At 39.8% G+C, this 14,092-nt stretch carries 12 protein-coding genes and 3 other annotated features (1 of these 15 only partly in view); of the genes, 10 read left to right on the top strand and 2 right to left on the bottom strand.

The genetic code is table 11. The annotated features are described in order from the left end of the window. Positions 1–126: 126 nt before the first annotated feature. On the top strand, positions 127–528 hold the full coding sequence (locus tag U9R83_RS15190) for a hypothetical protein (RefSeq protein ID WP_013057709.1): 402 nt from the start codon (positions 127–129) through the stop codon (positions 526–528). 47 nt (positions 529–575) lie between these two features. On the opposite strand, the gene U9R83_RS15185 is transcribed toward U9R83_RS15190, so the two are convergent. Beyond that, on the bottom strand, positions 576–2,270 hold the full coding sequence (locus U9R83_RS15185) for a catalase (RefSeq protein ID WP_243549492.1): 1,695 nt from the start codon (positions 2,268–2,270) through the stop codon (positions 576–578). Between the two features lie 452 nt (positions 2,271–2,722). On the opposite strand from U9R83_RS15185, the gene U9R83_RS15180 reads away from it, so the two are divergent. Both U9R83_RS15180 and U9R83_RS15175 read left to right on the top strand, forming a co-directional pair. After that, positions 2,723–3,898, top strand: coding sequence for a C40 family peptidase (locus U9R83_RS15180; RefSeq protein WP_182420928.1), 1,176 nt, complete (start codon positions 2,723–2,725; stop codon positions 3,896–3,898). Between the two features lie 124 nt (positions 3,899–4,022). Continuing rightward, complete coding sequence (locus U9R83_RS15175; RefSeq protein WP_014459445.1) at positions 4,023–4,337, top strand: MTH1187 family thiamine-binding protein; 315 nt, start codon at positions 4,023–4,025, stop codon at positions 4,335–4,337. A gap of 65 nt (positions 4,338–4,402) precedes the next feature. On the opposite strand, the gene U9R83_RS15170 is transcribed toward U9R83_RS15175, so the two are convergent. Beyond that, a complete protein-coding gene (locus tag U9R83_RS15170) occupies positions 4,403–5,986 on the bottom strand; it encodes a PucR family transcriptional regulator (protein WP_014459446.1) in 1,584 nt (527 codons plus the stop codon). Between the two features lie 306 nt (positions 5,987–6,292). Between U9R83_RS15170 and allC the strand changes: the two genes are divergently transcribed. The 7 genes from allC to U9R83_RS15135 all read left to right on the top strand — a co-directional run bounded on the left by allC (position 6,293) and on the right by U9R83_RS15135 (position 13,988). Then, complete coding sequence (gene allC, locus U9R83_RS15165) at positions 6,293–7,534, top strand: allantoate deiminase (protein WP_226555592.1); 1,242 nt, start codon at positions 6,293–6,295, stop codon at positions 7,532–7,534. Between the two features lie 12 nt (positions 7,535–7,546). Further along, entirely contained in the window at positions 7,547–8,797 is a 1,251-nt protein-coding gene (locus U9R83_RS15160) for a pyridoxal-phosphate-dependent aminotransferase family protein (RefSeq protein WP_014459448.1), read from the top strand. 43 nt (positions 8,798–8,840) lie between these two features. Further along, positions 8,841–10,451: a gamma-glutamyltransferase gene (gene ggt / locus U9R83_RS15155; protein ID WP_115654275.1), complete on the top strand. Its 1,611-nt coding sequence runs from the start codon at positions 8,841–8,843 to the stop codon at positions 10,449–10,451. A 24-nt stretch (positions 10,452–10,475) separates the two neighbouring features. Then, positions 10,476–11,060, top strand: a complete 585-nt coding sequence (locus U9R83_RS15150) for a chromate transporter (protein WP_014459450.1) — start codon at positions 10,476–10,478, stop codon at positions 11,058–11,060. Then, complete coding sequence (locus U9R83_RS15145) at positions 11,057–11,587, top strand: chromate transporter (RefSeq protein ID WP_243549490.1); 531 nt, start codon at positions 11,057–11,059, stop codon at positions 11,585–11,587. Before U9R83_RS15150 ends, U9R83_RS15145 begins: the two co-directional genes overlap by 4 nt. 59 nt (positions 11,588–11,646) lie before the next feature. After that, positions 11,647–12,105 (top strand): GNAT family N-acetyltransferase, encoded by a 459-nt coding sequence (locus tag U9R83_RS15140; protein ID WP_115654273.1) that lies wholly within the window; start codon positions 11,647–11,649, stop codon positions 12,103–12,105. 200 nt (positions 12,106–12,305) lie between these two features. Further along, positions 12,306–12,511 (top strand) — a binding site (T-box leader). A gap of 70 nt (positions 12,512–12,581) precedes the next feature. Beyond that, positions 12,582–12,788 (top strand) — a binding site (T-box leader). Positions 12,789–12,914: 126 nt separating this feature from the next. Beyond that, on the top strand, positions 12,915–13,988 hold the full coding sequence (locus tag U9R83_RS15135) for a bifunctional 3-deoxy-7-phosphoheptulonate synthase/chorismate mutase (RefSeq protein WP_013057698.1): 1,074 nt from the start codon (positions 12,915–12,917) through the stop codon (positions 13,986–13,988). Positions 13,989–13,994: 6 nt separating this feature from the next. Further along, positions 13,995–14,092, top strand: a binding site (T-box leader); it runs 103 nt beyond the window's last position.

Here is a 14,092-nt window from a genome sequence, read left to right as displayed (position 1 = left end):
TCCCAGTGTAAAAACCCCAAAAAAGACTAACACCACAGAATTAAACTATGATAATATATTATCCTATGAGCATAATCAATGCTCACATATGTTGTGATGAAGCGTTTTTTAGAAAGAGGGATCATCTTGAGTGGAGAAGTTCTTGTCAAGATTTTATCTCAAGCGTATGAACAAAAAAAGACATTACCAATCGTCTCATTCTCGTCTTTTTTTGAACAAAAAAAGGTGGGCTTTCGTTTAAATAACGATGTGTCCGCTGATATTATCTACCATACGCTTATGTGTATTCAGAGAAAAACGTGTGTCCAAGATGTGTTAGTGGAAGTACTAAAAGTTGATAGTCCAAACAATGACGGGGCATTTTCTGATTGTGTATATATTTTAGCAAATGGTACAAAACAGCAAGTGAAAGAATGGGTTCAACCCTTACATCCTAAAAGAGTGAAACAAGGATATCAGCACGGGACACCCATTGATGCGCCACAGTTAAAAAATGACTACCACGTGTTTGCCGTTACTTGGTCATAAGCGTTTAACCCAAAAAACATCCTGCTGTCGCTGCAGGATGTTTTTTGTTAATAAGGATGAGCATCGTTTCCTTTTTCATTAGCTTCTTCTACCGCATCAGCAGCTTTGTTGCTTCCTAACGGTGAACCGCCTTCTTTTGGCAATTTCCCGTATGCAGGAGTCATTTCTGCTCCCATTTCAATTTCTAGGGAACCATCATCATGCATCAGAAGACCAATGCCATTTGCTACTCGATTGCCGTAGTCAAAATCACATTGAGTTAAAAGATTAATCATCTTTGTTTGAACTGTATGGTGACAACATTTTAAGCCGTCTACTAAATTTTGAATAAGCTCATCACGTTCCCAGTCCTCTAGTAAACGATAGCGTTCACCAGCTTGCTTAAAGTCATTTGTACGATCAATTTTTTCTTTTTTTACATTTCCTTCAACATAAGGCTGATGAGGCTTTGGATGGTCATGCGCTTCTTGAAGACCTCCAAGAGAAGAAGGCTCGTAATTTACATGCGGGTTCTGACCCGGAGCAGCATCTACATGATAGGCCATTTGACCGTCGCGTTGATTTGTTGCTACATGTTTTTTCGGCGCGTTAATAGGCAGCTGCAAGTAGTTTGTTCCCACCCGGTGACGCTGCGTATCGGAATAAGAAAACGTTCTTCCTTGCAGCATTTTATCATCAGAAAAATCTAGCCCGTCTACAAGCACACCCGTACCAAATGCGACTTGCTCCGTTTCAGCAAATACGTTGCTTGGATTTTTATCTAGGACCATTTTACCTACTGGGAGAAATGGAAATTGGTCTTCCGGCCAAATTTTCGTGTCATCAAGCGGATCAAAATCTAGTTCAGGATGCTCTCCATCTTTCATAATTTGTATACAAAGTTCCCACTCGGGGTAGTTACCGCTCTCAATCGCTTCATACAAGTCTTGAGTGGCGTGACTGATATTTTTAGCTTGAATTTCTTCTGCTTGCTTTTGTGTCAAATTTTTAATTCCTTGTTTTGGTTCCCAATGGTATTTCACAAGAAACGCATCGCCATCTTTGTTTACCCACTTATATGTATTAACACCGGAACCTTGCATTTGCCGATAGTTAGCAGGTATACCCCAAGGTGAAAATAAAAAAGTAATCATATGCATAGCCTCAGGGGTGTGAGAAATAAAATCAAAAATACGCTCGGTATCTTGACGGTTTGTCACAGGATCGGGCTTAAAAGCATGAATCAAATCAGGGAATTTAATAGCATCGCGGATAAAAAATATTTTAAGGTTATTTCCTACTAAGTCCCAGTTTCCGTCTTCTGTGTAGAACTTTACAGCAAACCCCCTTGGGTCTCGCATCGTTTCTGGAGAGTCCTTTCCATGAATTACGGTAGAAAATCTGACAAAAACGGGCGTCTGTTTGCCTGCTCCTGAAAAAACTTTTGCGCGAGTGTATTTTTCAACGGGCTCGTCTCCAAGCTTTCCGTACGTTTCAAAATATCCGTGAGCTCCCGTTCCCCGGGCATGAACAACACGTTCCGGTATACGTTCACGATCAAAATGCGAAAGTTTTTCAATCAGCTGGTAATTTTCAAGAGTAGCAGGTCCTCTGTTGCCTACCGTTCGAGAATTTTGGTTATCACGAATGGGGTGACCTTGACGCGTCGTAAGCGTCTGCTTGTTTTCTCCTGCTGCATAGCGTTTGTCTTCCGAGTCACCTGATCCGCTAACATTTGTACCATGAATGCCTTTATGGCTCATAAAATAATCCTCCTTGTTTCAAACATAACAAGACTATTTTTTTCAGCCTTCGCTTTTTTATTCATTAATATGGAAATAATATAAATTTTTAGAAGAAAACTGTTTTACTAAAGAGGGGAACAAATCCGCTAAACGAATAAATTTTAAAAAAGTTTCACATTTCAAAAAAAAAATAAATTGTTTTTTTTGAAATATAAAGATAATGTTACGGGTGATTTTTTACCTATTATTAGTGTAGGAAAAGGAATAAAATTGGAATATATTAGCTTTTTTGTCGAACTTATTAAGTGTTAAACGACAAGAAACTACGACAATATACACCATACAGCTATGCTTCTGTCGTTTCCTGTAACATAAATGTAATATTAGTGATGTTATTTTGTAATAATGTGTTGTTACAATGTAAACGTCTTATAGATTAGTAGATTATGGCATTGGAGGAACCTTTTTTTATGAAAAAGTTGATATATTCGTTAGCGTTATGTGGATCTTTAACAGTAGTACCTACAATTAGTGAAGCTGCTTTAGGAGATGCTACGCTGCACCCAGGAACAAGTAATTCAGATGTGAAAGAATTACAACAAAAATTAAAAAACAAAGGTTATTTTACATACGGTACAACAACAAACTATTACGGTTCAATCACGACTAGCGCAGTAAAGTCGTTTCAGCGTGCAAATGGCTTATCTGCAGATGGTATTGCAGGTCCATCTACATTTAATAAGCTGCTAGGAAGCGGAAGCTCATCAAGTTCATCAATTAGCTCAAGTTCATTGCTGCGCGTTGGTTCAACTGGAGCAAACGTACAATCTTTACAGCAGCAGCTAAAGAATAAAGGCTATTTTAAAGGAACTACGACTCAATACTTCGGTTCAATTACAAAAAATGCAGTAATGGCATTTCAACGTGCAAACGGACTGTCTGTGGACGGAATTGCAGGTCCAGCTACGTTAAGTAAATTAAAGAATGGCGGTTCTAGCGCTTCAACTGGTGGTTCTAGCTCTAGCAACTCAACTATTTTACGTCAAGGTATGAAAGGTTCAGCAGTAAGCAGCCTTCAGCAAAAACTAAAAAATAAAGGTTACTTCTCAGCTGGTGTAACAGGCTACTTTGGCTCAATTACAACAAGTGCAGTAAAATCATTTCAACGTGCAAATGGTTTATTAGTAGACGGAGAAGCGGGTCCAGATACGCTGAATAAATTAAATTCAAGCAGCTCTAGCAGCTCAAAACCTTCAACATCAACAGGAAGCAGCACAAGCTCAAGCTCTGCTTCAAAAGTTATTTCATATGGTAAACGTTTTATGGGAACACCTTATGTTTGGGGTGGGGCTGCGCCTGGAGGCTTTGATTGCAGTGGTTACCTTAACTATGTATATCGCAATGCAGTAGGTGTAAGTCTTCCTCGTACAGTTGCTAGCATCTATCAAACTGGTACGCGTGTAAGCTCACCTCAGCCTGGCGATATCGTTTTCTTTGAAACGTACCAACCAGGAGCTAGTCATGCTGGAATTTATATTGGAAACGGTCAATTCATGCACGCAGGTTCTTCAACAGGCGTGACAATCACATCACTAAGCAACTCTTACTGGTCAAAACGTTACTTAGGAGCAAAGCGTTACCTATAAGAGTGTAACAAAAAGGAGTAGTTGTAGAACTATTCCTTTTTTCTATGCACCATAAACGTAAAAGTAGGAAATTTTTGTGCCGTTTGGTATGATAATTAGGGAATAAACAAAAGGAGTGTATAACATGGCTATTGTAGATGTAACCATTATTCCGGTTGGTACGGAAACGCCAAGCGTGAGTCAGTATGTAGCGGATATTCAAAAAGTGCTGGCCAAGCATGAAGATGAAATTACATATCAATTAACCCCTATGAATACATTGATTGAAGGGGAATTAAGCACGCTGCTAAAAATTGTTCAAGAGATGCATGAAGTACCTTTTGAAAATGGTATTCAGCGCGTATGCACAAATTTACGAATTGATGATCGCCGTGATAAAGAAAATCATACGATGGCTGGGAAATTACAATCAGTACAGTCTAAATTAGAAGCGAACTAAATAATATGCACTATAATAAAAAACGCTTGAGTATCCACTCAGGCGTTTTTTTATTGTATTTATACTTAATTAGCGTGCACAAGAGAAAAAATTTGAAAAGCTACGCGCAGCCGAAGAGTTTCCTCCGACGTGTGAATAGGTCTTTTTAATAACTCTTCGCATTTTTCGATTCGATAGATCACCGTGTTCCGGTGAACGAATAACTGTTTAGCAGTCTCTGAGATTTGGCAATTGGAATTTAGATATGTTTCCAGCGTGTCAAGTAAGATGGAGCGATCTTTCTTATCGTACTGCAGCAAACCTTCTAATGTTTGAGAATAGTAATCCTGTAAATCGTTTGCTGGAAGCAACCTCAGCAGTTCTTTAAACTGTTTTGGCTGATAAAATTGAATAAGCTTCGACTGATCTTTAAAATGGATGGTTTCAAGAGCTTCAACAGCTTCTTTATATGAGTCAGCGATTGTAAGTAGGGATTGGCTTTGGTTTCCAATTCCAAATGACATTCGCTTATCGTAGTGACGGTAAACAGCTTCCTGCAAGCGATGCAAGCATTCTATAATCATAGGTTGAGAATGAGGTGTAAACAAAAGAATATAAAGATTGTCATAGAAAAACAAAATGGCCTCTGTATGACCTGTAGATAACTCATATTGAAGGAGCTCATAGATCATATCATCATCGCTGTAAGGCGTGAATGTAGAGTGGATTTTCCCAACGGCGCAAATATAGCTGTTTCCTGCTGATAAGCCCATCATCTGTGCTTGAAAGGAAGCATCTTCAAGCGTTTTATAATAATTGTTAACGAGCTGATTGAAAAAATCATTTTTTCGTCGTCGTTCAGCTTCATACAAAGCCTGCTGTCTCATCATTTCGAAGGATAAAACGTTTGTCGCTTGTTCAATCGTTAGGAGCGCTGAATCGGATAAAGAAACTTGGTGTTCAATAAGTAAATAACTGTACTTTCTTGTATGAGTAGCAATCGGAAAAAGCGTAACGGTTTTTTTAGTGTGTAAAAAGGAAAAGGTTGTATATTTTGACGTTCGTAAAAACAACTGCTTAGCGCCCGCTACCGCTTCTTCCATCGGGAGTGAAAAAGGTTCGCGTTTGTTTGTATAAAAGAGTTCATGGCCATGGGTATCAAAAAGGGCAACGTGAGCATTGCATAACGTTTGAATAGATTGCATAATTTTCTCAATGCCTTTTCCTTGTAAGATGTACGAGGAAAATAGCTGATGTGTAACCATCGCTTGCTGAAGCTCAGCTGTTTTTTTATCTAAAATAAAGCTGAGAGATTGGTTAATAACCGCGCCTAACGTTTCGTCCGTTTGGAAATCAATGATTGGAAAGTGAAGTTCATCAGCTAGCTGACAAATAGAAGCAGGCACGTGTTCGAAAAAGCGCTTTGTTTTGATGGCCAATCCTGCACACTTCTTTTTAGCCATTCCTTCTACAAGTTTTGCTAAGCTTTCTTCATGTTCTTTGAAATGATAACCCGTTGTAATTAAAAATTCTCCTTCTTTTAAAAAAGATAAAATATCGGGTGCGTCCATCATATTGACGTTATGTACTTTGCGGGTGACTCCTTTTTGCCCGGCTACTACAGATGCTTTTTCATAAATTGGAATGCGTAAAAGAGTTTGTAGTTCCATTATTCATTACTCCTTTTGTTAAAAATTCTCACATTTCCCTGCGCATATCTTTATCTATCTTTTATTTTATAAGAAAGTTTAGTTAAAATAAATAAAATTTTCAGAAAAAAATGTATAAATTGTTAATGAAGAAGTGTATTCAATCCTGTAAGATAAAATAAATAACATATAATGTTAGAAAAAATGACGTATATAAAATTTTACGCATTTAGTGATAATAGCCAAAAAAACACTAAATCATTGTAGGAAGTGTCAATGAAAACAATCAGTCATTTTCTTAAAATGAAGATAGCAGGAGGGATAGCAATGGTTGCAGATATGACGGGAAAATCTAAGCTTTGTCAGCAAATCGAAGAAAACATTAGCTGGTTGTCGCAGTTTGGGTTAGATGAAAAAGAAGGCGTCACGAGGCTTTTATATACGGAACAGTGGAATGCAGCTCAAAAAGCATTGGAAGAAAAAATGAAGGGACTTCACCTCAAAACGTATTACGATGATGTAGGAAATTTATTTGGACGGTTGCAAGGAACGGGTTCAGAACAACAAGTGATTTTAACAGGATCCCATATCGACACCGTGATAAACGGAGGAAAATATGACGGGGCATTTGGTGTTGTGGCAGGTATCATTGCTCTGCAGTACCTATATGCGCATTACGGCTCCCCTACAAAAACCTTAGAGGTCGTATCGCTTTGTGAAGAAGAAGGTAGCAGATTTCCGCTGACGTATTGGGGTTCAGGTAATATGAATGGATTGCACAGCAAAAGTGATGCAAAACATGTTATAAATAAAGAAGGGGTTAAGCTGAATGACGCAATGAAACAGCTCAATTTCGGAGAAGGCCTCCACAGCGAGCCATACCGCACGGACATCGCTTCTTTTATTGAACTGCATATCGAGCAAGGAAAGCAGCTTGAAATGTCTCGTTGCGATATCGGAATTGTTTCTAGTATCGTCGGGCAGAAACGATTTACAGTATCTGTTAAAGGTGAAAGTAACCATGCGGGCACAACCCCGATGAACATCAGAAAAGATGCATTTTATTTGAGTTGCAAACTCGCTAAAGCATTTATTGAATTAAGCGAAAAATATCATAACGCTTTATACGTAACGGTTGGCAAAATTACACTTTCTCCAAATGCACCGAATGTAATACCAGGATATGTAGAATTTACGGTCGATATAAGACATCATGAGTATGAGGTTTTACAAGAAGCAGAACAAGAAATGAAGGAAATTATAAAGCGAACAGCGGGGGATTTAGAAGTGAATATCAACTGCTGGATGGATGAAAAACCTGTAGCCATGAGCAAAGAATTATCTGAACTTTCCAAAATTATTTCCTCGGAAAAGAATATCTCCTCACGAGAATTAGTAAGCGGTGCAGGACACGACTCGCAAGTATTCGGGCGAAGAGTTCCCACATGTTTGTTATTCGTACCGAGCCAAGATGGAATCAGCCATTCCCCAAAGGAATTCACCAAAGGAGAACAGTTAGAAAAAGGAGTAAAGGTCTTAATAGAACTATTATATAAACTTGCCTACTAGGAGGAATTTGACATGACTATAACAAAACAGCTTCATACACCGCCGCGTACGATTATGACACCCGGACCCGTAGAAGCAGATCCACGCGTCTTAAGAGCATTAGGAACACCTATTTTAGGTCAGTTTGACCCCGCATTTACGCACATTATGAACGAAACGATGGAAATGCTTCGTGAACTATTTCAAACCAAAAACAAATGGGCTTTTCCCGTTGATGGAACGTCTAGAGCTGGGATTGAAGCAGTTCTTGCAAGTGTAATTGAGCCTGGCGATAAAGTATTTGTTCCGATTTTCGGCCGCTTCGGCTATTTATTAACAGAAATTGCCGAGCGCTACGGAGCTGTTGTACACAATATTGAATGCGAATGGGGAGAAGTGTTTGACCCTGAAACAGTTATCCATGAAATTAAAAAAATAAATCCGAAAATTGTTGCAATGGTTCATGGTGAAACGTCTACAGGAAGAATGCAGCGGCTTAAAGAAATTGGGGCTGCATGCCGCAACCAAGATGTGTTATTTATCGTCGACGCAGTAGCCACTATTGGCGGTACCGATGTAAAAGTAGATGAGTGGAACATTGACGCATTGATTGCAGGCACACAAAAGTGTTTATCTGTTCCGTCGGGCATGGCGCCTATTACGTACAATGATCGTATTGAAAAAATTATCATGGAACGTAAAAAAGTTGAAAAAGGAATTGCCACAAAAGCAGATGCTCAAACTGTTCGTCTGCGTCCGAATATTATCAGCAACTATTTCGATTTAAGTCAGCTTCAGGACTATTGGAGTGAGCGCAGGCTAAATCATCACACGGAAGCAACGTCCATGCTCTATGCTTTAAGGGAAGGGCTGCGCGTTATTTTAGAAGAAGGATTAGAGGAAAGATTTGCAAGGCATCGCCTCCATGAAAAAGCACTTGTAGCCGGTATTAAAGCAATGGGATTATCTTTATTCGGAGATGAGGATTCAAAAGTTCCAACCGTTACTTGTGTTTTAATTCCCCCAGGTATTGACGGAGAGGCAGTTCGTTCTACGCTTCTTGAACAATTCGGGATTGAAATTGCAAGTTCTTTTGGACCGATGCATGGAAAAATATGGCGTATAGGTACAATGGGATACAGCTGTCGAAAAGACAACGTTCTATTTACATTGGCTGGTCTTGAAGCAGTGCTTATTCGAAACGGGGCAAGCGTGAATGCAGGTGCTGCTTTGCAAGCAGCATTAGAAGTTTACGAGGAAGAAGTAGCGTTGTCTAGTCTGTAAAGATTCGTTTTATTCATCATATAAAGAAAAGAGGAGATTTTCTATGAGCGAATACTTTTTTACACACCCCTATGCATCGCAGCGTACGTGTACGTTTGGAAAAAACGGAATGGTAGCAACTAGTCAGCCTCTTGCCGCTCAGGCGGGTCTTGAAATGTTGAAAAAAGGAGGCAATGCGGTAGATGCTGCTATTGCCTCCGCGGCTTGTTTAACGGTTGTAGAGCCTACGTCGAATGGAATTGGCGGAGACGCATTTGCTCTTGTATGGATAAATGAAGAGCTATACGGACTTAACGCGAGCGGTCCTGCTCCTGCTTCTATCTCTATTGAGGCGCTGCGTGCCATGGGGATAAAAGAGATGCCCGCTCGCGGTTTTGTTCCTGTTACGGTCCCAGGTGCCCCGAGTGCGTGGGCGGAGCTGTCAAAACGCTTTGGCCGGCTATCGTTAAAAGAAGTGCTGCAGCCTGCTATTTCATATGCACAAGAAGGGTTCCCAATCTCCCCGATTTTAGGGTACAATTGGGAACGAGCGTTTGAACGATTTACACACGCGTTAAAAGGTGACGAATATAAGCACTGGTTTGAGACATTTACCAACAATGGATCTGCTCCTAAAGTAGGGGAAATGTGGCGATCACCAGACCACGCTGCTACGCTGCTTGAAATTGCCGAAACGAATGGAGAATCTTTTTACAGAGGGGATTTAGCTGATAAAATAGCAGCTTTTTCGAAAAAACACGGCGGATTTTTAGCAAAAGAAGATTTAGCAGCTTTTAAAGCAGAGTGGGTAAAGCCGATTTCAACTTCTTACCGCGGATACGATGTGTGGGAAATTCCGCCTAACGGCCAAGGCCTTATTGCACTTTTAGCTTTAAATACGCTAAAAGGCTTTTCTTTCGATGCCAAAGATTCTGTCGATACATACCACAAGCAAATTGAAGCCATGAAGCTAGCGTTTGCAGATGGACAAAAATTCATTACAGATGCTGATCAAATGACAGTAGCAGTTGAAGATTTGTTGAATGATTCTTATGCAAACAAGCGCAGAGGGCTGATTGGTGAAAAAGCGCTTATTCCCGAAGCGGGACAGCCGTCTCATAGCGGCACCATCTATTTAGCGACAGCCGATGGAGAAGGAAACATGGTATCATTCATTCAAAGTAATTACATGGATTTTGGCTCAGGACTTGTTGTACCTAATACGGGCATATGCCTGCAAAACCGCGGGCATAATTTTTCGTTAGATCCACAGCACCATAACCGATTAGAGCCTGGAAAACGAACCTATCATACCATTATTCCTGGATTTTTAACAAAGAATAAAAGTGCTGTAGGTCCATTCGGTGTAATGGGCAAATTCATGCAGCCTCAAGGACATGTGCAAGTCGTCATGAATATGATTGATTTTCATCTAAATCCTCAGGCAGCTTTAGATGCACCAAGATGGCAGTGGATTGAACATAAAAAGGTTCTTGTGGAAAAAGAAATGCCTTCACATATTGTAGAAGCATTAGAACGCAAAGGGCATGATATTCATGTGGCTACGAGCAGACATACGTTTGGAAGAGGGCAGATTATTTTAAGAGATGAACAAACCGGTGTATTATACGGCGGCACAGAAGCGCGAACAGACGGAGCCGTCGTTGCTTATTAGATCACAGAGAAAGGAGCGCGAGAAATGCGACAATTGGATATTTTTATAGCGTTTTTTCGCTCAGGCATGCTCGGCTACGGAGGAGGACCTTCAGCTATTCCACTCGTAAAAAAAGAAGTGGTCGATACGTACAAGTGGATGGATGACGATGAATTTGGCGATTTGTTAGCAATCGCCAATACGCTGCCTGGGCCTATTGCTACAAAGCTGGCTGGATATATCGGCTATCGAGTCGGCGGTATTTTGGGTCTCGGGACAGCTTTATTTGCAGCCGTTATTCCAACCGTTTTTTTAATGGTATTGCTGTTAACCACTTTAACGCAATTTAAAGATCAGCCGTGGGTTATGGGCATGACCAAAGCAGTTGTTCCTGTAGTGGGAGTTATGCTCGCGGTTATGACATGGGACTTTTTTAAAAAATCAACGTCTGGTTTAGGGTGGACGCCAGCTATTATCTTACTGATTATTAGCTTAGGATTAATGGAATTTGCCCATATCCATCCAGCGGTCATTATTATTGTTCTTATGGCGGCAGCTTGGATTCCGCTAAGACGAAAAGGAAAAAAAGGCGAAAGTGCTGAACACAAGCAGAAGAGGGAATCGGTATGATTTATATTCAGCTATTTATGGCGTTTTTTGTTTCAAATATTTTAGGCTATGGAGGAGGACCTGCGTCGATTCCGCTTATTCAAAAAGAAGTCGTAGATCGCTATCATTGGCTTACGGTCAAAGAGTTTAGTGAAATGCTGGCAATTGGAAATGCGCTTCCTGGTCCAATTGCAACAAAAATGGCGGGGTTTATCGGATATCAGCAGGCAGGAATTTTAGGCTCTGTGATTGCTCTTTTTGCAACGATTGCTCCATCGGTTTTACTTTTAGTTATTTTACTTCGAATATTATTTAAGTATAAAGATTCGCCAAATGTTAAGAAAATGACGAACTACATTCGTCCCGTTATCGCCATTTTACTGGGTGTGATGGCGTATGAATTTTTTATGAATTCATACAGTGATTCAGGTATATGGCAAACTTTATTTTTAGTAGCAGCCAGCTTTCTTTTATTGGAAAAATTGCGTGTGCATCCAGCGTTCGTTATTGTCGGAGCACTCGTATACGGAGCTGTTTTTCTTGCTTAAATGAAGCTCTCAAATAATGAGAGTTTTTTTGTGTAAAAGAGACGAAAAGAGGGGAAGTCATGGTTGAAAAAGCGGCGCTAGAAAACGTTCAGGATTTGGTTAAACTGCGAATGTTGCTCATGAAAGAACTGGGAGAATTAAACGGGAACGAGGAGCTGTTTCAAAAAGCTACAGAAGAATATTTTACTGCAAATATAAATAATCCAAATAGCTATACGGCTATTTTAAAAGCGGATGGAGAAATTGTATCGGCAGGAAGCATCGTCTTTTTTATACGTCCGCCTTCACCGAGTAACCTCCAAGGAAAAGAAGCATATGTTATGAACATGTATACAGCTTTTGATCACCGAAAGCATGGCTATTCTTCAGCTATTTTAAAGCATTTGATGCAGTACTGCCAAAAAAGTGGTGTAAATCGAATATGGTTAAATGCTTCTTCCGCTGGAAAAAGCTTGTATCAAAAACATGGATTTATTGAATGTGAATCTGAAATGGAATACGTGTTTGAAAAAAATTAGAGTAGCAAAACTCTTGATAGAGATGGGTTTAAAGGAGCTATGGTTTTAAAAAAATAAAAAAAATTAATAAAAAGTGTTGACGAAGATAAAAAAAACATTCATAATACAAATCAACATCACACAACATTACACACAACTTGGAAGCGACAAACAGTTTCAAACGATCGGAACTGATTATCCAAGTACACATACATAGTCAATACTGAGCGTTGATAGGAGCACTAGTAGAAAAAATTTCCCTGTAACAGAGAGCTGACGGTTGCTGCGAGTCAGAACACAAATTTTTTCGAAGTACATTCCTTGAGCATCTTTTCCGAGCAGGAAAAGACGGCCTGGCCGTTATTTTAATGAAGAGGCAAGTGAAATGCTTGCAACTAGGGTGGTACCGCGAATTTTCGTCCCTACTGACTCTTAAGAAAAATCTTAAGGGTGAGTAGGGACTTTTTGTATTTCGGTCCATTATAATTTTATATCCATTACAAGCGATGAAAAGAGCATAGTAGCAAAATCTTCCCTGTATTCAGAGAGCTGATGGTTGGTGCGAATCAGTACAAAAGAGATTGCGAATTACATTCTTGGAGCTTTCTTTTGGCGATAGTCAAAAGCGGCAAGAGCCGTTATCTTAATGAAGAGGCAAGCAATGCTTGCAATTAGGGTGGTACCGCGATCAATTCGTCCCTACTGATACAATCAGTAGGGACTTTTTGTATATCCGCATAAGCGGCTGTGTAGGTGTAAAACGGATTTTTCAATACAAACTAAACGAGAAAGTCCGTTCGAGGTTATAAAATCAAAGGAGGATTTTTAAAATGACAAAATCACTAGAACAATTACGAGGACAAATCGACGAAATAAATTTAGAAATTTTAGAATTATTAAACAAACGCGGTGAAATCGCACAAGAAATTGGAAAAGTAAAAGGTACACAAGGTGTGAATCGCTTCGATCCAGTTCGTGAACGTAAATCGTTAGATCAAATCTTAGCTAATCATAATGGCCCATTCGAAGCTTCAACAATTCAGCACATTTTCAAAGAAATTTTCAAAGCTAGCTTAGAGCTTCAAGAAGACGATCACCGTAAAGCACTTCTTGTATCTCGTAAAAAGAAATCTGAAGATACAATTGTTGACATCAACGGTACAAAAGTAGGACCTGGAAATTTAGAATTTGTAATGGGACCATGTGCAGTAGAAAGCTACGAGCAAGTAAAAGAAGTGGGCTTAGCGCTTAAAGAGCAAGGCATTACATTAATGCGCGGCGGAGCGTTCAAACCACGTACATCACCTTACGATTTCCAAGGTCTTGGAGTGGAAGGATTAAAAATCTTACGTCAAGTAGGAGATGAGCTAGGCCTATCAATTATTAGTGAAATTGTTTCTCCTCAAGATATTGAAACGGCTCTAGACTACGTAGATGTGATTCAAATTGGTGCACGTAACATGCAAAACTTTGAGCTATTAAAAGCAGCAGGTTCTGTAGACAAACCAATTCTTTTAAAACGCGGATTGGCAGCAACAATTGAAGAATTCATTAACGCTGCTGAATACATTATGTCTCGCGGAAATGGAAACATTATTCTTTGTGAACGCGGTATCCGCACATACGAGCGTGCAACACGCAACACATTAGATATCTCAGCTGTTCCAATCTTGAAAAAAGAAACGCATTTACCAGTTGTAGTAGACGTAACGCATTCAACAGGACGCAAAGACTTACTATTACCATGTGCAAAAGCAGCGATTGCTATCGGCGCAGATGCTGTAATGGCAGAAGTTCATCCAGACCCAGCAGTAGCACTATCAGATTCAGCACAGCAAATGAACATTCCTGAATTCCACAAATTCATGGAAGAATTAAAAGGTGCAGCAGTAAAATTATCTTAATTTCATAGTGATACAGTGATAAGAAACTAGTAGCAAACATTTCCCTGTCTCAGAGAGCTGACGGTTGGTGGAAGTCAGTACACAAATGTGAGCGAATTACACTC

The sequence above is a fragment of the Priestia sp. LL-8 genome, from assembly GCF_036227845.1.
GTDB lineage: Bacteria > Bacillota > Bacilli > Bacillales > Bacillaceae_H > Priestia > Priestia zanthoxyli.
Note: the sequence above shows the minus strand (reverse complement) of the source record. Positions and strands in the feature narration are given on the sequence as shown.

Coding starts and splice junctions, on each gene's coding strand:
- U9R83_RS15150 (WP_014459450.1), top strand. CDS start 10,476: ATGCGACAATTGGATATTTTTATAGCGTTTTTTCGCTCAGGCATGCTC.
- U9R83_RS15185 (WP_243549492.1), bottom strand. CDS start 2,270: ATGAGCCATAAAGGCATTCATGGTACAAATGTTAGCGGATCAGGTGAC.
- U9R83_RS15170 (WP_014459446.1), bottom strand. CDS start 5,986: ATGGAACTACAAACTCTTTTACGCATTCCAATTTATGAAAAAGCATCT.
- U9R83_RS15175 (WP_014459445.1), top strand. CDS start 4,023: ATGGCTATTGTAGATGTAACCATTATTCCGGTTGGTACGGAAACGCCA.
- U9R83_RS15145 (WP_243549490.1), top strand. CDS start 11,057: ATGATTTATATTCAGCTATTTATGGCGTTTTTTGTTTCAAATATTTTA.
- U9R83_RS15160 (WP_014459448.1), top strand. CDS start 7,547: ATGACTATAACAAAACAGCTTCATACACCGCCGCGTACGATTATGACA.
- U9R83_RS15180 (WP_182420928.1), top strand. CDS start 2,723: ATGAAAAAGTTGATATATTCGTTAGCGTTATGTGGATCTTTAACAGTA.
- allC (WP_226555592.1), top strand. CDS start 6,293: ATGGTTGCAGATATGACGGGAAAATCTAAGCTTTGTCAGCAAATCGAA.
- U9R83_RS15140 (WP_115654273.1), top strand. CDS start 11,647: ATGGTTGAAAAAGCGGCGCTAGAAAACGTTCAGGATTTGGTTAAACTG.
- ggt (WP_115654275.1), top strand. CDS start 8,841: ATGAGCGAATACTTTTTTACACACCCCTATGCATCGCAGCGTACGTGT.
- U9R83_RS15135 (WP_013057698.1), top strand. CDS start 12,915: ATGACAAAATCACTAGAACAATTACGAGGACAAATCGACGAAATAAAT.